Below are 17,393 nucleotides of genomic sequence, written 5' to 3'. Positions count from 1 at the left end.
GGTAAACCCGCTCCCACAAGTACAGCGCAGGGTTCGAAGCCTGTGGAGGTCCTGTGGGAGCGGGTTCACCCGCGAAGAAGCCAGCACGGTTGCCCCTGCTGAAATCTCCCTACTGCAAAATCTGGCATAACACTTGCTCAAGCCAAGCCATCCTCCCTTGAACCCCCGATGGACGACGGATTATTGGCATGGCGAAGAGCGAAGCAGTCAAAGACCCCGCCACTAAAGGCAAACTCAAGCTGATCCTGCTGGCAGTAGTGGGCCTGTTGCTGGCGATCGGCCTGTCGGTGGGCGCTACCTGGTTCATCATGCACAAGAGCGAGCCGGCCCCGGCCGCCGATCCTGCAGCCAGCAACGTCAAGCCAGCGGCTATCTACGAAGCACTGACCCCGGCCTTCGTGGTCAACTTCAACCAGAACGGTCGCCAGCGCTACATGCAGGTGAGCATCACCCTGCAAGCGCGCAACCAGGCCGACCTAGATGCGCTCAAGGTGCACATGCCGGTGATCCGCAACAACCTGGTGATGATGTTCTCCGGGCAAGGCTTCGACACCCTGGCCGGCAGCCCGGTGGGGCAGGAAATGCTGCGTCAGAAGGCCACCGCAGTGGTCCAGGAAGTGGCGCAGAAGGAAGTCGGCAAGCCGGTCGTCGACCAGTTGCTGTTCACCAATTTCGTATTGCAGTAGGAGTCCGCAATGGCCGTACAGGACCTGCTGTCCCAGGATGAAATCGATGCCCTGTTGCATGGCGTCGACGACGGGCTGGTGCAGACCGAGAGTGCATCCGAGCCTGGCAGCATCAAAAGCTACGACCTGACCAGTCAGGACCGTATCGTGCGGGGTCGCATGCCGACCCTGGAAATGATCAACGAGCGCTTCGCCCGCTACACCCGTATCAGCATGTTCAACCTGCTGCGCCGCTCCGCCGACGTGGCGGTGGGTGGCGTGCAGGTGATGAAGTTTGGCGAATACGTGCACTCGCTGTACGTGCCGACCAGCCTCAACCTGGTCAAGATCAAGCCGCTGCGCGGCACTTCGCTGTTCATCCTCGATGCCAAGCTGGTGTTCAAGCTGGTGGACAACTTCTTCGGCGGCGATGGCCGCCATGCCAAGATCGAAGGCCGCGAGTTCACCCCCACCGAGTTGCGCGTGGTGCGCATGGTGCTGGACCAGTGCTTCGTCGACCTCAAGGAAGCCTGGCAGGCAATCATGCCGGTCACCTTCGAGTACATGAACTCCGAGGTCAACCCGGCCATGGCCAACATTGTCGGCCCCAGCGAGGCGGTGGTGGTGTCCACTTTCCACATCGAACTGGACGGCGGTGGCGGCGACCTGCATGTGACCATGCCGTACTCGATGATCGAGCCGGTGCGGGAAATGCTCGACGCCGGTTTCCAGTCCGACCTGGACGACCAGGACGAGCGCTGGGTCAAGGCCCTGCGCGAAGACGTGCTGGATGTTGCCGTGCCGCTGACCGCCACCGTAGCCCGTCGCCAGTTGAAGCTGCGCGACATTCTGCACATGCAGCCTGGCGACGTGATCCCGGTGGAGCTGCCCGAGCACCTGGTGCTGCGTGCCAACGGCGTGCCGTCGTTCAAGGCGCGCCTGGGTTCGCACAAGGGCAACCTGGCGCTGCAGATCATCGACCCGATTGAACGCCGCTGACGGCGTGCCGATCGCACATAACGAATTGAATGCCTGTCGAGGAAACCATGGCTAACGAAAACGAGATTACCTCCGCAGAGGACCAGGCGCTGGCCGATGAGTGGGCTGCGGCACTGGAAGAAACCGGTGCAGCCGGCCAGGCCGACATTGATGCACTGCTGGGTGGTGACACCGGCAGCAGCACCAGCGGGCCGGGACGCCTGCCGATGGAGGAGTTCGCCAGCTCGCCGAAGCCGAACGAAAACGTCAGCCTCGAAGGCCCGAACCTGGACGTGATCCTGGATATCCCGGTGAACATTTCCATGGAAGTGGGCAGCACCGAGATCAACATCCGCAACCTGCTGCAGCTCAACCAGGGCTCGGTGATCGAGCTCGACCGCCTGGCCGGCGAACCGCTCGACGTGCTGGTCAACGGCACGCTGATCGCCCATGGCGAGGTAGTGGTGGTCAACGAGAAGTTCGGCATCCGCCTGACCGACGTGATCAGCCCCAGCGAACGTATCAAGAAGCTGCGCTGAGTGAAGGGCACGATGCGCGCCATCGCGGCGGCTGCCGCGCTGCTCGCCAGCCAGGCTTGCCTGGCCGCGGCCACACCGGCGGCCACACCGGCAACCGCACCTGGCAGCCTCGGTGGGCAGCTGGCGCAGATGGTTTTCGGCCTGCTGCTGGTGGTCGGCCTGATCTTCTTCCTGGCCTGGTTGCTGCGGCGTCTGCAAAGCACGGCGGTGAAGGGCGGGCAGGTGATCGAGATCGTCGGCAGCCGGGCCATCGGCCCGCGTGACCGCCTGCTGCTGGTGCAGGTGGGCAAGGAGCAGATCCTGATCGGCCATACCCCTGGCAGCATCGAGGCCCTGCATGTGCTGGCCGAGCCCGTGGAAGTGCCGGAAAACGCCCGCCAGGCGACGCCGGAGTTTGCCCAGCGGCTGATGGAGCTGATGGGCAAGGACCCTAAGGACAAGAAGTGATGAGTGGCGCGCTGCGTGTGTTGTTGACTCTGGCGCTGCTGCTGGCTGCGCCGCTGGCCCTGGGTGCCGACCCGCTGTCGATCCCGGCCATTACCCTGTCCAATACCCCGGACGGGCAGCAGGAATATTCGGTCAGCCTGCAGATCCTGCTGATCATGACTGCGCTCAGCTTCATCCCGGCGTTCGTCATCCTGATGACCAGCTTCACCCGCATCATCATCGTGTTCTCGATCCTGCGTCAGGCCTTGGGCCTGCAGCAGACGCCGTCGAACCAGTTGCTGACCGGCATGGCGCTGTTCCTGACCATGTTCATCATGGCGCCGGTGTTCGACCGGGTGAACCAGGACGCCCTGCAGCCGTACCTGAAGGAGCAGATGACCGCCCAGCAGGCCATCGACAAGGCCCAGGGGCCGCTCAAGGACTTCATGCTGGCACAAACCCGGCAAAGCGACCTCGACCTGTTCATGCGCCTGTCCAAGCGTACCGACATCGCCGGCCCGGACCAGGTGCCGCTGACGATCCTGGTGCCGGCGTTCGTCACCTCCGAGCTGAAGACCGCGTTCCAGATCGGTTTCATGATTTTCATCCCGTTCCTGATCATCGACATGGTGGTGGCCAGCGTGCTGATGGCCATGGGTATGATGATGCTGTCGCCGCTGATCATCTCGCTGCCGTTCAAGATCATGCTGTTCGTGCTGGTCGATGGCTGGGCGCTGATCATGGGTACCCTGGCCAGTAGTTTCGGCGGCGTCTGACGCCGTCAAGGAGAGCCGCCGATGACACCTGAAGTCGCTGTCGACCTGTTCCGTGATGCGTTATGGCTTACCACGCTGATGGTTGCCGTGCTGGTGGTGCCGAGCCTGCTGGTGGGCCTGGTGGTGGCGATGTTCCAGGCCGCCACGCAGATCAACGAACAGACCCTGAGTTTCCTGCCGCGCCTGTTGGTGATGCTGGTGACGTTGATCATCGCCGGGCCGTGGCTGGTGCAGAAGTTCATGGAGTACATCACCAGTCTCTACACCAACATCCCGCAGCTGATCGGTTGACGCGCCGATGCTGGAGCTGACCGACACGCAGATCGGCACCTGGGTCGCGACCTTCATCCTGCCGTTGTTCCGGGTGACGGCGGTGCTGATGACCATGCCCATCCTCGGCACCCGCATGCTGCCGGCGCGGGTGCGCCTGTACGTGGCGGTGGCTATTACGGTGGTAATCGTCCCGGCACTGCCCCCCCTGCCTGAGTTCGACCCGCTGAGCCTGCGCGGTTTGCTGCTGTGTGCCGAGCAGATCATTGTCGGCGCGCTGTTCGGCCTGGCTTTGCAGTTGCTGTTCCAGGTGTTCGTGATTGCCGGGCAGATCGTCGCGGTGCAGATGGGTATGGCCTTCGCTTCGATGGTCGACCCAGCCAACGGGGTCAACGTCACGGTGATCAGCCAGTTCATGACCATGCTGGTAAGTGTGTTGTTCCTGCTGATGAATGGCCACCTGGTGGTGTTCGAGGTGCTGACCGAAAGCTTCACCACCTTGCCGGTGGGCAACGCACTGGTAGTCAACCATTTCTGGGAGCTGGCCGGGCGCCTGGGCTGGGTATTTGCCGCAGGCCTGCTGCTGATTCTGCCGGTGATCGCCGCGCTGTTGGTCGTGAACATTGCCTTTGGTGTGATGACCCGCGCCGCGCCGCAACTGAACATTTTCTCCATCGGTTTCCCGCTGACCCTGGTCATGGGCATGTTCATTTTCTGGGTCGGCCTGGCCGATGTGCTGTCCCACTACCAGGCATTGGCCAGCGAAGCGCTGCAATGGCTGCGTGAACTGGCGAGGGCGCGCTGAGCATGGCGGAAAGCGAGAGCGGTCAGGACAAGACAGAAGACCCCACCGAAAAGCGCAAGCGCGATGCTCGCGAGAAAGGCGAGATCGCGCGCTCCAAGGAGCTGAACACGGTGGCGGTGACCCTGGCCGGCGCCGGTGGCCTGCTGGCCTTCGGCGGCCACCTGGCCGAGACGCTGCTGGAGATGATGCGCATGAACTTCAGCCTGACCCGCGACATCATCGTCGACGAGCGGGCTATGAGCGCCTTCCTGTTGGCCTCGGGCAAGATGGCGATTTGGGCGACGCAGCCGGTGCTGATCCTGCTCTTCGTGATCTCCTTCGTGGCACCCATCGCACTGAGCGGTTTCCTGTTCTCCGGCAGCCTGCTGCAGCCCAAGTTCAGCCGCATGAACCCGCTGTCGGGTATCAAACGCATGTTCTCGATGCACGCCCTGACCGAGCTGCTCAAGGCGCTGGCCAAGTTCTTCGTGATCCTGGTGGTGGCGGTGGTGGTGCTGGTCAGCGATCGCCAGGCCTTGCTGTCGATCGCCAACGAGCCGCTGGAGCAGGCGATCATCCACAGCTTGCAGGTAGTGGGCTGGAGTGCGTTGTGGATGTCGGCCGGGCTGCTGCTGATCGCGGCGGCTGACGTGCCGTTCCAGCTGTGGCAGACCCACAAGAAAATGAAGATGACCAAGCAGGAAGTGCGCGACGAGTACAAGGACAGCGAAGGCAAGCCTGAGGTCAAGCAGCGTATTCGCCAGCTGCAGCGCGAGGTATCGCAGCGGCGCATGATGGCGGCTGTGCCGCAGGCCGACGTGATCATCACCAACCCGACGCATTATGCGGTGGCCTTGCAGTACGACCCGGAAAAAGGTGGGGCAGCGCCGTTGCTGCTTGCCAAGGGGACGGATTTCATTGCCTTGAAGATTCGCGAGATCGGTGTGGAGCACAAGGTCCAGATCCTCGAATCACCGGCATTGGCGCGGGCGATCTACTACTCCACCGAGCTCGAACAGGAAATCCCTGCCGGGCTTTACCTGGCGGTGGCGCAGGTGCTGGCCTACGTGTTCCAGATCCGCCAGTACCGGGCTGGCAAGGGCAAGCGGCCAGAGCCGCTTAAGGACGACCTGCCGATTCCGCCGGACCTGCGCCGCGACAGTTGACCTTGTGTCAGGGCTTCTGGCCCTTTCGCGGGTGAACCCGCTCCCACAGGTCCTCTGCTGCGGTCCCTGTGGGAGCGGGTTCACCCGCGAAGAGGCCGGAACAGGCAACATAAATCCCCCATCGAGCAAAGTTGGAAAGCTTCTTGCAAAGCCAGCGCCAGGCGCCCCCTGTGCGTCAAAGTTTTGCATCAAGAGGACTCGCGGTGGATCGCACTCAGTTAATCAGCAACGCCCGTAACAACCTGGCCGGGCTCGGTCGGGGCAACCTGGGTGTACCGCTGTTGCTGCTGGTGATGTTGGCAATGATGATGTTGCCGATACCGCCGTTCCTGCTCGATGTGTTCTTCACTTTCAACATCGCCCTGTCGATCGTGGTCCTGCTGGTCTGCGTCTACGCCCTGCGCCCGCTCGACTTCGCTGCGTTCCCTACCATCCTGCTGGTGGCCACGCTGTTGCGCCTGGCCCTGAACGTGGCTTCCACCCGGGTGGTGATGCTGCATGGCCAGGAGGGCCATGGCGCCGCCGGCAAGGTGATCCAGGCCTTCGGCGAGGTGGTGATCGGCGGTAACTACGTGGTCGGTGCCGTGGTGTTCGCCATCCTCATGATCATCAACTTCGTGGTGGTGACCAAGGGTGCCGGGCGTATCTCGGAGGTGAGCGCGCGTTTCACCCTCGACGCCATGCCCGGCAAGCAGATGGCCATCGACGCCGATCTCAACGCCGGCCTGATCGACCAGGCCCAGGCCAAGCACCGTCGTGCCGAAGTGGCGCAGGAGGCCGAGTTCTACGGTTCGATGGACGGTGCCAGCAAGTTCGTTCGCGGTGACGCCATCGCCGGTTTGCTGATCCTGTTCATCAACCTGATCGGCGGCATGCTGATCGGCATGCTGCAGCACGGCATGAGCTTTGGCGATGCCGGCAAGGTGTACGCCTTGCTGACCATCGGTGACGGTTTGGTGGCGCAATTGCCATCACTGCTGCTGTCGACCGCTGCCGCGATCATGGTTACCCGCGCCTCGGGCTCCGAGGACATGGGCAAGCTGATCAACCGGCAGATGTTCGATTCGCCCAAGGCCCTGGCGGTGTCCGGCGCGCTGATGATCGTCATGGGCCTGGTGCCGGGCATGCCGCACGTGGCCTTCCTCAGCCTTGGCCTGCTGGCTGGTGGTGGCGCGTACCTGGTGTGGAAGAAGCAGCAGAAGGCCAAGGCGCAGGCGCTGCAGGAAGCGCAGCGCCAGCAGGACCTGCTGCCATCGCCACAACGCGCGCTGGAAACCAAGGAGCTGGGCTGGGATGACGTCACGCCGATCGACATGATTGGCCTGGAGGTCGGCTACCGGCTGATCCCGCTGGTCGATCGCAACCAGGGTGGCCAATTGCTGGCGCGAATCAAGGGCGTGCGCAAGAAGCTGTCGCAGGACCTGGGCTTCCTCATGCCCACCGTGCACATCCGCGACAACCTTGACCTGCAGCCCAGCGCCTATCGCCTGACCCTGATGGGGGTGATCCTGGCCGAAGCCGAGATCTACCCGGATCGCGAACTGGCAATCAACCCGGGGCAGGTGTTCGGTACTCTCAACGGCATTGCCGCACGCGATCCGGCGTTCGGCCTGGAGGCCGTGTGGATTGATGTCGGCCAGCGTTCCCAGGCGCAGTCGCTGGGCTACACCGTGGTCGATGCCAGTACCGTGGTGGCTACGCACCTGAACCAGATTCTGCAGAAGCACTGCCACGAACTGATCGGCCATGAAGAGGTCCAGCAACTGCTGCAGGTGTTGGCCAAGGCATCGCCTAAACTTGCAGAAGAGCTGGTGCCGGGTGTCATTTCGTTGTCGGGCCTGCTCAAGGTGCTGCAGGCGCTGTTGTCGGAACAGGTGCCCGTACGCGATATCCGCAGTATCGCCGAGGCGATCGCTAACAACGCCGGCAAGAGTCAAGATACCGCCGCGCTGGTGGCGGCGGTGCGCGTCGGATTGTGTCGCGCCATCGTGCAAAGCATTGTCGGCGTTGAGTCGGAGCTGCCAGTGATTACCCTGGAGCCAAGGTTGGAACAGATTTTGCTCAATAGTCTGCAAAGGGCCGGGCAAGGTCAGGAAGACGGTGTTCTTCTGGAACCGAGCATGGCCGAGAAGCTGCAGCGTTCGTTGATCGAGGCGGCCCAGCGCCAGGAAATGCAGGGCCAACCGGCCATCCTCCTGGTCGCCGGCCCGATCCGCGCCATGCTGTCGCGTTTCGGTCGTCTGGCTGTACCGAATTTGCATGTTCTGGCGTATCAGGAAATACCGGACAACAAGCAAGTCACCATCGTTGCCACCGTGGGCCCTAACGGCTGAGGTAGGGGATAATGCAAGTTAAGCGATTTTTCGCCGCCGATATGCGTCAGGCCATGAAGCTGGTCCGTGATGAGCTGGGCGCCGATGCCGCCATCATCGGCAACCGTCGCATCGCCGGCGGTGTCGAACTGACGGCCGCGCTGGACTACAAGCTGTCTGCCCTGGCCCCGCGTGTGCCCAACGCCGAACTGGAAGAAGAGCTGCGCAAGACCCATACGCGCATCGCCACTGCCCAGGCCGAACTGGATCATCGTCAGGACAGCAGCGACAACAACCGCCAATTGTTCGCCGGGCAGTCGCTGACCGCCGCCGAGCCGTTGGTCGAACCGCACATCGATGCGCCCGAGGCCGCTGCGCCAGCCCCTGCGTCGGCGCCGGTCGATCCGCGCCTGTTCGATGCCATGCGCTCCGAGCTTTCGGGCCTGCGCGAGCTGCTGGAAGTGCAGCTCGGCTCGCTGGCCTGGAACCAGCTGCAAGGCAGCAAGCCGCAGCAGGCCACCGTCTGGCGCCGGCTGCAGCGCATCGGTCTGTCCGGGCCGATCGCCCGTGAGCTGCTGGACCTGACCGCCGAGATCGACGAGCCACGTCAGGCCTGGCGCATGTTGCTGGCGCATCTGGCGCGGATGATCGAAATCCCCGAGGTCGAGCCGATCGAAGAGGGTGGGGTGATCGCCATGGTCGGCCCGGCCGGCATGGGCAAGACCACCACCCTGGCCAAGCTGGCCGCCCGCTACGTGCTCAAGTACGGCGCGCAGAACCTGGCGCTGGTGAGCATGGACAGCTTCCGCATCGGCGCCCAGGAGCAGCTCAAGACCCTGGGCCGCATCCTTAACGTGCCTGTGACCTACGTCGACCCGGGCCAGTCGCTGGCCGCGGCGCTGGAGCCGCTGCTGCGCAAGCGCGTGGTGCTGATCGATACCGCTGGCCTGCAGGCCAGTGACCCGGCCCTGCGCATGCAACTTGAAACCCTGGCCGGGCGTGGCATTGCCGCGAAGAACTACCTGGTGCTGGCCACCACCAGCCAGAAGCAGGTGCTGACTGCTGCCTACCACAGCTACAAGCGCTGCGGCCTGGCTGGTTGCATCCTGACCAAACTCGATGAAACGGCGAGCCTTGGCGATGTGCTGAGCCTTGCCATCAGTCATGAACTGCCAGTGGCCTACCTGACCGATGGGCCGCGCATTCCTGACGACCTGCACCTGCCTCGGGGGCACCAGTTGGTCACCCGCGCGGTCAATGTGCAGCAGCAGGACGAGCCCAGCGAAGAGGCCATGGCCGACATGTTCGCTGATCTCTATCACAACCCACGGCGAGCGGGTTGATGATGAAGTGTGTGCAAGGTAGCTATGCCAAAGGGTACGCAGAATTGCCCTACGTGTGGCCTGAGTCCCAGCGAGACAAGGTAAAGAACAGACATGGGTAGCATGCATCCCGTACAGGTGATCGCCGTGACCGGTGGCAAAGGTGGCGTCGGCAAGACTAACGTTTCAGTGAACCTGTCCCTGGCGCTGGCCGAGCTTGGCCGCAGGGTCATGCTGCTCGACGCCGACCTGGGCCTGGCCAATGTCGACGTGCTGCTGGGCCTTACCCCCAAGCGGACCCTGGCCGATGTCATCGAAGGGCGCTGCGAATTGCGCGACGTGATGTTGCAGGGCCCCGGTGGTGTGCGCATCGTACCGGCTGCCTCGGGCACGCAGAGCATGGTGCACCTGGCCCCGGCCCAGCATGCCGGGCTGATCCAGGCGTTCAGCGAAATTGGCGACAACCTCGACGTGCTGGTGATCGACACCGCGGCGGGTATCGGTGATTCGGTGGTCAGCTTCGTCCGCGCGGCACAGGAGGTGCTGCTGGTGGTATGCGACGAACCCACCTCGATCACCGACGCCTACGCCCTGATCAAGCTGCTCAACCGCGACTACGGCATGAACCGTTTCCGCGTGCTGGCCAACATGGCGCAGAGCCCGCAGGAAGGCCGTAACCTGTTCGCCAAGCTGACCAAGGTCACCGACCGTTTCCTCGACGTTGCCCTGCAGTATGTGGGTGCTGTGCCGTATGACGAGTGCGTGCGCAAGGCGGTGCAGAAGCAGCGTGCCGTGTACGAAGCTTTCCCACGGTCCAAGTGCGCGCTGGCCTTCAAGGCGATAGCCCAGAAGGTCGACAGCTGGCCGCTGCCGGCCAACCCGCGTGGCCATCTGGAGTTCTTTGTCGAGCGTCTGGTGCAACCCACCAGCGCGGGTCCAGTGCTATGAACGCCAGCGGTTTCAAGATGTACAGCCGAGCGTCGAAAGACGCCCAGTACGAGCTGATCGAACGCTACGCCCCGCTGGTCAAGCGCATTGCCTACCACCTGCTGGCGCGGTTGCCGGCCAATGTGCAGGTCGAGGACCTGATCCAGGCCGGCATGATCGGCCTGCTGGAAGTAGCCAACAAATACGACGCCAGCAAGGGCGCCAGCTTTGAAACCTACGCCGGCATCCGCATTCGCGGGGCCATGCTCGATGAAGTGCGCAAGGGCGACTGGGCACCGCGTTCGGTGCACCGCAACACCCGCATGGTCAGCGACGCGATGCGTGCGGTTGAAGCCAGAACCGGACGTGACGCTAAAGATCATGAAGTTGCTGCCGAACTCCAATTGAGTCTCGATGATTACTACGGGATCTTGAACGATACCTTGGGCAGCCGCCTGTTCAGCTTCGACGACCTGTTGCAGGACGGCGAGCACGAAGGGCTGCATGAGGATGGTGCCAGTGGCCAGGTAGAACCTGCGCGTGGCCTGGAGGACGAGCGCTTCCAGGTCGCCCTGACCGAGGCCATCGCCAACCTGCCGGAGCGTGAGCGCCTGGTGCTGGCGCTGTACTACGACGAAGAGCTGAACCTCAAGGAAATCGGTGAGGTGCTGGGGGTCAGCGAGTCGCGGGTCAGCCAGTTGCACAGCCAGTGTGCCGCGCGCCTGCGCAGCCGCCTGGGGGAATGGCGGGCGCGTTGAGCCCGCTGTCGTTGCAGTCGTTTTCTACGTTGTACCGAATTGTGAATGCGCGCTCGGGGCCGAGCGCGTTTGAGACTGCTTGGAGGTCTACTTGAACAAAGACATGAAAATCCTCATCGTTGACGACTTTTCGACGATGCGGCGGATCATCAAGAACCTGTTGCGTGACCTGGGCTTCACCAACACCGAAGAAGCCGATGACGGCACCACGGCGCTGCCGATGCTGGAGAACGGCCACTACGACTTCCTGGTGACCGACTGGAACATGCCTGGCATGTCCGGCATCGACCTGCTGCGTAAAGTGCGTGCCAGCGACAAGCTGAAGAGCATGCCGGTACTGATGGTGACCGCCGAAGCCAAGCGCGACCAGATCATCGAAGCGGCCCAGGCCGGCGTCAATGGTTACGTGGTCAAGCCGTTCACCGCCCAGGTGCTCAAAGAAAAGATCGAGAAGATCTTCGAACGCGTCAACGGCTGAGTCACGTCAGGGGGCGCGCCATGGATTCATCACAAACGTCTTTGGGCGAGTTCGAATCGACCCTGAAGAAGCATGCCCAGGAGCTGGTCGAAAGCCTGGAGCGGGGCCGTTTCGGCGAGGCGGTGCAGCTGATTCATGAGCTGAACCAGACCCGCGACCGCGGCCTGTACCAGGAAGTCGGCAAGCTGACCCGCGAGCTGCACAGTGCCATCGTCAGTTTCCAGATCGACCCGACCATGCCGCAGGCCGAGGAGGTGTCGCAGATTACCGACGCCACCGAGCGCCTGTCTTACGTGGTCAGGCTTACCGAGGGCGCGGCCAACCGCACCATGGACCTGGTCGAGGAAAGCACCCCGGTGCTCAACGATTTGGCCAGCGAGGCACATGCACTGAGCGCCGACTGGCAGCGTTTCATGCGCCGTGAAGTGGCTGCGCCGGAGTTCCGTGACCTGGTCAAACGCATCGACAGTTTCCTGACGCACAGCGCCGAGGGCAACCGCAAGGTCGCCGGGCACCTCAACGACATTCTGCTGGCCCAGGACTATCAGGACCTGACCGGCCAGGTGATCAAGCGCGTCACCACCCTGGTCACCGAGGTGGAAAGCAACCTGCTCAAACTGGTGCTGATGGCCAGCCAGGTCGACCGCTTCGCGGGCATCCAGCATGACCACGATCAGCTGCGCGCAGAAAAAGATCGAGAAAAACATCCGACTCGGGGTGAAGGTCCGCAGATTCATGCCGATAAGCGTGAAGACGTTGTGTCCGGTCAGGACGATGTCGATGATCTGCTGTCCAGCCTGGGTTTTTAAGGAGCACGTTTGATGAGCTTCGGCGCCGATGAAGAAATCCTCCAGGATTTCCTGGTAGAAGCCGGCGAAATTCTTGAGCAACTGTCCGAGCAACTGGTCGAGCTGGAAAGCCGGCCCGACGATGCCGACCTGCTCAATGCGATCTTTCGCGGTTTCCACACTGTAAAAGGGGGCGCCGGCTTCCTTCAGCTGAACGAGCTGGTGGAGTGCTGCCATATCGCCGAGAACGTGTTCGATGTCCTGCGCAAAGGTGAGCGCCGGGTCGACGCGGAACTGATGGATGTGGTGCTCGAGGCACTGGATACGGTCAACAGCATGTTTGGCCAGGTGCGCGAGCGCACCGAAGTGACCCCGGCTACCCCCGAGCTTTTGGCGGCGCTGTCGCGCCTGGCCGAGCCGGGGGGCGCCGTGGCCGTTGAAGCGCCTGCCGCCGCAGCACCGGCACCGGTTGCCGAAGCGCCTGCCGAGGAGCAGGACATCACCGACAGCGAGTTCGAACAGCTGCTCGATTCGCTCGATGCGGTCAAGGCGCAAGCTGCGGCCGACGAGCAGATGCAGGGCGAGACCGTGAGCGGTGAAGGTGACGAAATCACCGACGCCGAGTTCGAGTCGCTGCTCGACCAGTTGCACGGCAAAGGCCAGTTCAGCGCCGAGGTTGCCGCGCAGCCGGTTGCCAGCGCGCCGGAAGTGGCCAGCGACGAAATTACCGACGCCGAATTCGAATCACTGCTGGACCAGTTGCATGGCAAGGGTACCTTCCAGGCCGATGCCTTGCCCGCTGCCAAGGCGCCGGCGCCTGCTGCAACTGACACCAGTGCAGCCAGCGATGAAATCAGCGAGCACGAGTTCGAGGCGCTGCTGGACCAGTTGCACGGCAAAGGCAAGTTTGGCGGCGACGTGGCCGCCGTCGAAGCCCCGGCTGCAACCAAGGTGCAAGCGCCGGCAGCGGCCAAGGCCGACAGCCAGCCCGTGGCCAAGCCAGCAGCAGCTGCTGCCCCGGCTCCTGCGCCTGCCAGCAAACCTGCTGCAGCACCCCGCGCCCCTGCCCCGGCCGCCGACAAGCATGGCGCCAGCGAAGCGGAAACCACTGTGCGGGTCGATACCGCGCGCCTGGACGAGATCATGAACATGGTCGGCGAACTGGTGCTGGTGCGTAACCGTCTGGTGCGCCTGGGCCTTAACAGCGGTGACGAGGCCATGTCCAAGGCCGTGTCCAACCTCGACGTGGTCACCGCCGACCTGCAGACCGCGGTGATGAAAACCCGCATGCAGCCGATCAAGAAAGTCTTCGGCCGCTTCCCGCGCCTGGTGCGTGACCTGGCCCGCCAGCTCAAGAAAGAAATCAACCTGGAGCTGGTCGGCGAAGAGACCGACCTCGACAAGAACCTGGTCGAGGCCCTGGCCGACCCGTTGGTGCACCTGGTGCGCAATGCCGTCGACCATGGCGTGGAGATGCCCGAGGAGCGTGAAGCCTCCGGCAAGGCGCGTACCGGCCGCGTGGTGCTGTCGGCCGAGCAGGAAGGCGACCACATCCTGCTGTCGATCTCCGACGACGGCAAGGGCATGGACCCTAACATCCTGCGCGCCAAGGCCGTGGAAAAGGGCCTGATGGACAAGGATGCCGCCGAGCGCCTGAGCGAGTCGGACTGCTACAACCTGATCTTCGCCCCGGGCTTCTCGACCAAGACCGAGATTTCCGACGTGTCCGGTCGTGGTGTGGGCATGGACGTGGTGAAGACCAAGATCTCCCAGCTCAACGGCTCGATCAACATCTTCTCGGCCAAGGGCCAAGGCTCGAAGATCGTCATCAAAGTGCCGCTGACCCTGGCGATCATGCCCACCCTGATGGTGATGCTGGGCAACCAGGCGTTTGCCTTCCCGCTGGTCAACGTCAACGAGATTTTCCACCTCGACCTGTCGCGCACCAACGTGGTCGACGGCCAGGAAGTGGTGATCGTACGCGACAAGGCGCTGCCGCTGTTCTACCTCAAGCGCTGGCTGGTCCAGGGCCAGGTGCACGAAGAGCAGCACGAGGGCCACGTGGTGATCCTGTCGGTCGGCACCCAGCGCATCGGCTTTGTCGTCGATCAACTGGTTGGCCAGGAAGAAGTGGTAATCAAGCCGCTGGGCAAGATGCTGCAGGGCACCCCGGGCATGTCCGGGGCCACCATCACCGGCGACGGTCGCATCGCGTTGATTCTCGACGTCCCGAGCATGCTCAAGCGTTACGCCGCGCGGCGTATTTGATTTCGGTGGCGCACCCTGGCGGGTTGCGCCGCCTAATGGAGTGTTTATGGCAGTCAAGGTCCTGGTGGTGGATGATTCCGGTTTCTTCCGCCGCCGCGTCTCGGAAATCCTCTCGGCGGATCCGACGATCCAGGTAGTGGGTACCGCGACCAACGGCAAGGAAGCAATCGACCAGGCGCTGGCGCTGAAGCCCGATGTCATCACCATGGACTACGAAATGCCCATGATGGACGGCATCACCGCGGTGCGGCACATCATGCAGCGCTGCCCGACGCCGGTGTTGATGTTCTCGTCGCTGACCCATGAAGGCGCCCGTGTCACCCTCGATGCGCTGGATGCCGGTGCGGTGGATTACCTGCCGAAGAACTTCGAGGACATCTCGCGCAACCCCGACAAGGTCAAGCAACTGCTGTGCGAGAAGGTGCATACCATTTCCCGCAGCAACCGCCGTTTTGGCAGCTACGCCAGCCATGCGCCGGTTGCCGCACCCGTACCCGCGCCAGCAGGCAGCGGTCACGCAGCTGCCAGCAGTTTCGCCAGCCCGGCAGCGGCGCGCACGCCTGCGCCTGCCCGTGCAGCGGCCCCGGCAGCGGCGCCAGCGCATTCGCCGGCACCCAAGCGCAAGCCATACAAACTGGTGGCCATCGGTACCTCCACGGGCGGCCCGGTCGCCCTGCAGCGGGTGCTGACCCAGCTGCCGGCCAACTTCCCGGCGCCGATCGTACTGATCCAGCACATGCCGGCGGCGTTCACCAAGGCCTTTGCCGAGCGCCTGGACAAGCTGTGCCGCATCAGCGTCAAGGAAGCCGAGGACGGCGACATGCTGCGCCCGGGCCTGGCCCTGCTGGCCCCAGGTGGCAAGCAGATGATGATCGACGGCCGTGGCGCGGTGAAAATCCTGCCCGGTGACGAGCGTCTGAACTACAAACCGTGCGTGGACATCACCTTCGGCTCGGCGGCCAAGTCGTATGGCGACAAGGTGCTGTCGGTGGTGCTTACCGGCATGGGTGCCGATGGTCGTGAAGGGGCGCGCCTGCTCAAGCAGGGCGGCAGCACGGTCTGGGCCCAGGATGAAGCCAGCTGCGTGATCTATGGCATGCCCATGGCCATCGTCAAGGCCAACCTGGCCGACGCGGTGTACAGCCTGGACGAAATCGGCAAGCACCTGGTGGAGGCGTGCGTCTGATGGACGTGCTCAGCCTGATCGGCCTGATCCTCGCGTTTGTCGCCATCGTCGGTGGCAACTTCCTCGAAGGCGGCCATGTCGGCGCCCTGATCAATGGCCCGGCGGCACTGATCGTGCTGGGCGGCACCCTGGCGGCGGCCTTGCTGCAGTCGCCGCTGTCGTCGTTCAAGCGTGCCTTGCAGATTCTGCGCTGGATCCTGTTTCCGCCACGGGTCGACCTGGCGGGCGGGATCGACCGCGTCGTCAACTGGAGCCTGACCGCGCGCAAGGAAGGCCTGCTGGGCCTGGAAGGGGTGGCTGACAGCGAGCCTGACCCTTATGCGCGCAAGGGCCTGCAGCTGCTGGTGGATGGTGCCGAGCCGGAGGCCATCCGCAGCATCCTCGAAGTCGACTTCCTGACCCAGGAAAGCCGTGATATCCAGGCCGCGAAGGTGTTCGAGAGCATGGGCGGCTACGCGCCGACAATCGGCATCATCGGTGCGGTGATGGGCCTGATTCACGTGATGGGCAACCTGGCCGACCCGTCGCAGTTGGGCAACGGCATTGCCGTGGCCTTTGTCGCGACCATCTACGGCGTGGCCAGCGCCAACCTGGTGCTGCTGCCGATCGCCAGCAAGCTCAAGGCCATCGTCATGCGCCAGTCGCGCTACCGCGAGATGCTGCTCGAGGGCCTGCTGTCGATTGCCGAGGGTGAGAACCCGCGCTCGATCGAGCTGAAGCTGCAAGGCTTCATGGAGTAACCCATGCGTCGCCGTCGTCATACCGAGGAGCACGAAAACCACGAACGCTGGCTGGTGTCGTACGCCGACTTCATTACTCTGCTGTTCGCCTTTTTCGTGGTGATGTACTCGATTTCCTCGATCAACGAGGGCAAGTACAAGGTCATTTCCCAGGCCTTGCTCGGGGTGTTCAACGACCCCGAGCGCAGCATGAAGCCGATCCCCATCGGTGAAGAGCGGCCGCTGAGCGTGCGCCCGGCCGAGCCGTTGGTGAAGGACAGCGAGCAGACCGATGCGGGCCTTGGGGCGACCAGTATTGACCCGCTGAAAACCATCAGCGATGACGTGCGCGATGCCTTTGGCGACCTGATCAAGAGCGACCAGATGACTGTGCGCGGCAATGAACTGTGGATCGAGATCGAGCTCAATTCCTCGTTGCTGTTCGGCAGCGGCGATGCCATGCCCAGCGACAAGGCATTTGCGATCATCGAGAAAGTGGCCGGCATTCTCAAGCCGTTCGCCAACCCGGTTCACGTCGAAGGCTTTACCGATAACTTGCCGATCCGCACTGCGCAGTACCCGACCAACTGGGAGTTGTCTTCGGCTCGGGCGGCAAGCATCGTGCGCCTGCTGGCCATGGAAGGGGTCAACCCGGCACGCATGGCCTCGGTCGGCTATGGCGAGTACCAGCCGGTTGCCAGCAACGACACTGCCGAAGGCCGTGCGCGCAATCGCCGCGTGGTGCTGGTGATTTCGCGCAACCTCGAAGTGCGCCGCAGCCTGACTGGCTCGGGCAGTGCCAATGCCACGCCGGATGCTGCATTGCGCCGGGCTGGCACACAAAGTGCACCGGCAACGCCAGCAACGGTGGCGGGGCAGTGATTCGTCAATTCCCCGACGCTGCCAAGTAGTTGAATGTAGCGGTCCTCTGTGGGAGCGGGTTCACCCGCGAAGAAGGTGACACGGTGCATGGCACCGGCTGCGCCGGTGTTCGCGGGTAAACCCGCTCCTACACTGATCGCGCCAGCTTT

18 protein-coding genes are annotated in these 17,393 nt (G+C 63.3%); all 18 read left to right on the top strand.

Going from position 1 to position 17,393, the window contains the following annotated elements:
- Window positions 1-188: 188 nt before the first annotated feature.
- The 18 genes from fliL (at window position 189) to motD (ending at window position 17,244) form a co-directional block, all read left to right on the top strand.
- Window positions 189-686 carry a flagellar basal body-associated protein FliL gene (gene fliL / locus NY023_RS19740; RefSeq protein ID WP_013973596.1) on the top strand — a complete coding sequence of 166 codons (498 nt, stop codon included), beginning with the start codon at window positions 189-191 and terminating at the stop codon, window positions 684-686.
- Window positions 687-695: 9 nt separating this feature from the next.
- Window positions 696-1,664, top strand: a complete 969-nt coding sequence (fliM, locus tag NY023_RS19735) for a flagellar motor switch protein FliM (RefSeq protein WP_013973595.1) — start codon at window positions 696-698, stop codon at window positions 1,662-1,664.
- Window positions 1,665-1,711: 47 nt separating this feature from the next.
- On the top strand, window positions 1,712-2,182 hold the full coding sequence (gene fliN, locus NY023_RS19730) for a flagellar motor switch protein FliN (RefSeq protein ID WP_024087456.1): 471 nt from the start codon (window positions 1,712-1,714) through the stop codon (window positions 2,180-2,182).
- A gap of 12 nt (window positions 2,183-2,194) precedes the next feature.
- Window positions 2,195-2,629 (top strand): flagellar biosynthetic protein FliO, encoded by a 435-nt coding sequence (fliO, locus tag NY023_RS19725; protein ID WP_013973593.1) that lies wholly within the window; start codon window positions 2,195-2,197, stop codon window positions 2,627-2,629.
- Window positions 2,629-3,384: a flagellar type III secretion system pore protein FliP gene (gene fliP, locus NY023_RS19720; protein WP_038410037.1), complete on the top strand. Its 756-nt coding sequence runs from the start codon at window positions 2,629-2,631 to the stop codon at window positions 3,382-3,384. Before fliO ends, fliP begins: the two co-directional genes overlap by 1 nt.
- A 21-nt stretch (window positions 3,385-3,405) precedes the next feature.
- Complete coding sequence (fliQ, locus tag NY023_RS19715) at window positions 3,406-3,675, top strand: flagellar biosynthesis protein FliQ (RefSeq protein WP_013973591.1); 270 nt, start codon at window positions 3,406-3,408, stop codon at window positions 3,673-3,675.
- A 7-nt stretch (window positions 3,676-3,682) separates the two neighbouring features.
- Window positions 3,683-4,459, top strand: coding sequence for a flagellar biosynthetic protein FliR (fliR, locus tag NY023_RS19710; RefSeq protein WP_013973590.1), 777 nt, complete (start codon window positions 3,683-3,685; stop codon window positions 4,457-4,459).
- Between the two features lie 2 nt (window positions 4,460-4,461).
- Complete coding sequence (gene flhB / locus NY023_RS19705; protein WP_013973589.1) at window positions 4,462-5,604, top strand: flagellar biosynthesis protein FlhB; 1,143 nt, start codon at window positions 4,462-4,464, stop codon at window positions 5,602-5,604.
- 203 nt (window positions 5,605-5,807) lie between these two features.
- Window positions 5,808-7,937 carry a flagellar biosynthesis protein FlhA gene (gene flhA, locus NY023_RS19700; protein WP_013973588.1) on the top strand — a complete coding sequence of 710 codons (2,130 nt, stop codon included), beginning with the start codon at window positions 5,808-5,810 and terminating at the stop codon, window positions 7,935-7,937.
- An 11-nt stretch (window positions 7,938-7,948) separates the two neighbouring features.
- Window positions 7,949-9,259 carry a flagellar biosynthesis protein FlhF gene (gene flhF / locus NY023_RS19695; RefSeq protein ID WP_013973587.1) on the top strand — a complete coding sequence of 437 codons (1,311 nt, stop codon included), beginning with the start codon at window positions 7,949-7,951 and terminating at the stop codon, window positions 9,257-9,259.
- Window positions 9,260-9,352: 93 nt separating this feature from the next.
- Window positions 9,353-10,186: a flagellar synthesis regulator FleN gene (gene fleN / locus NY023_RS19690; protein ID WP_003254408.1), complete on the top strand. Its 834-nt coding sequence runs from the start codon at window positions 9,353-9,355 to the stop codon at window positions 10,184-10,186.
- Window positions 10,183-10,923, top strand: coding sequence for an RNA polymerase sigma factor FliA (fliA, locus tag NY023_RS19685; protein WP_013973585.1), 741 nt, complete (start codon window positions 10,183-10,185; stop codon window positions 10,921-10,923). The genes fleN and fliA overlap by 4 nt, the downstream gene beginning before the upstream one ends.
- Before the next feature lie 103 nt (window positions 10,924-11,026).
- Complete coding sequence (locus NY023_RS19680) at window positions 11,027-11,401, top strand: chemotaxis response regulator CheY (RefSeq protein ID WP_023663319.1); 375 nt, start codon at window positions 11,027-11,029, stop codon at window positions 11,399-11,401.
- A 20-nt stretch (window positions 11,402-11,421) separates the two neighbouring features.
- On the top strand, window positions 11,422-12,210 hold the full coding sequence (locus NY023_RS19675; protein ID WP_023663318.1) for a protein phosphatase CheZ: 789 nt from the start codon (window positions 11,422-11,424) through the stop codon (window positions 12,208-12,210).
- 12 nt (window positions 12,211-12,222) lie between these two features.
- Window positions 12,223-14,457 (top strand): chemotaxis protein CheA, encoded by a 2,235-nt coding sequence (locus NY023_RS19670; RefSeq protein ID WP_013973582.1) that lies wholly within the window; start codon window positions 12,223-12,225, stop codon window positions 14,455-14,457.
- A gap of 46 nt (window positions 14,458-14,503) precedes the next feature.
- A complete protein-coding gene (locus NY023_RS19665) occupies window positions 14,504-15,643 on the top strand; it encodes a chemotaxis response regulator protein-glutamate methylesterase (RefSeq protein ID WP_013973581.1) in 1,140 nt (379 codons plus the stop codon).
- The gene (locus tag NY023_RS19660) at window positions 15,643-16,383 is read left to right on the top strand and encodes a flagellar motor protein (RefSeq protein ID WP_013973580.1); all 741 of its coding nucleotides are present in this window, start codon (window positions 15,643-15,645) and stop codon (window positions 16,381-16,383) included. Before NY023_RS19665 ends, NY023_RS19660 begins: the two co-directional genes overlap by 1 nt.
- 3 nt (window positions 16,384-16,386) lie before the next feature.
- Complete coding sequence (motD, locus tag NY023_RS19655) at window positions 16,387-17,244, top strand: flagellar motor protein MotD (protein WP_013973579.1); 858 nt, start codon at window positions 16,387-16,389, stop codon at window positions 17,242-17,244.
- The last annotated feature ends 149 nt before the right edge of the window (window positions 17,245-17,393 follow it).

It is taken from the genome of Pseudomonas sp. NBB, from assembly GCF_032701105.1.
Classification (GTDB): domain Bacteria; phylum Pseudomonadota; class Gammaproteobacteria; order Pseudomonadales; family Pseudomonadaceae; genus Aquipseudomonas; species Aquipseudomonas asiatica.
Note: the sequence above shows the minus strand (reverse complement) of the source record. Positions and strands in the feature narration are given on the sequence as shown.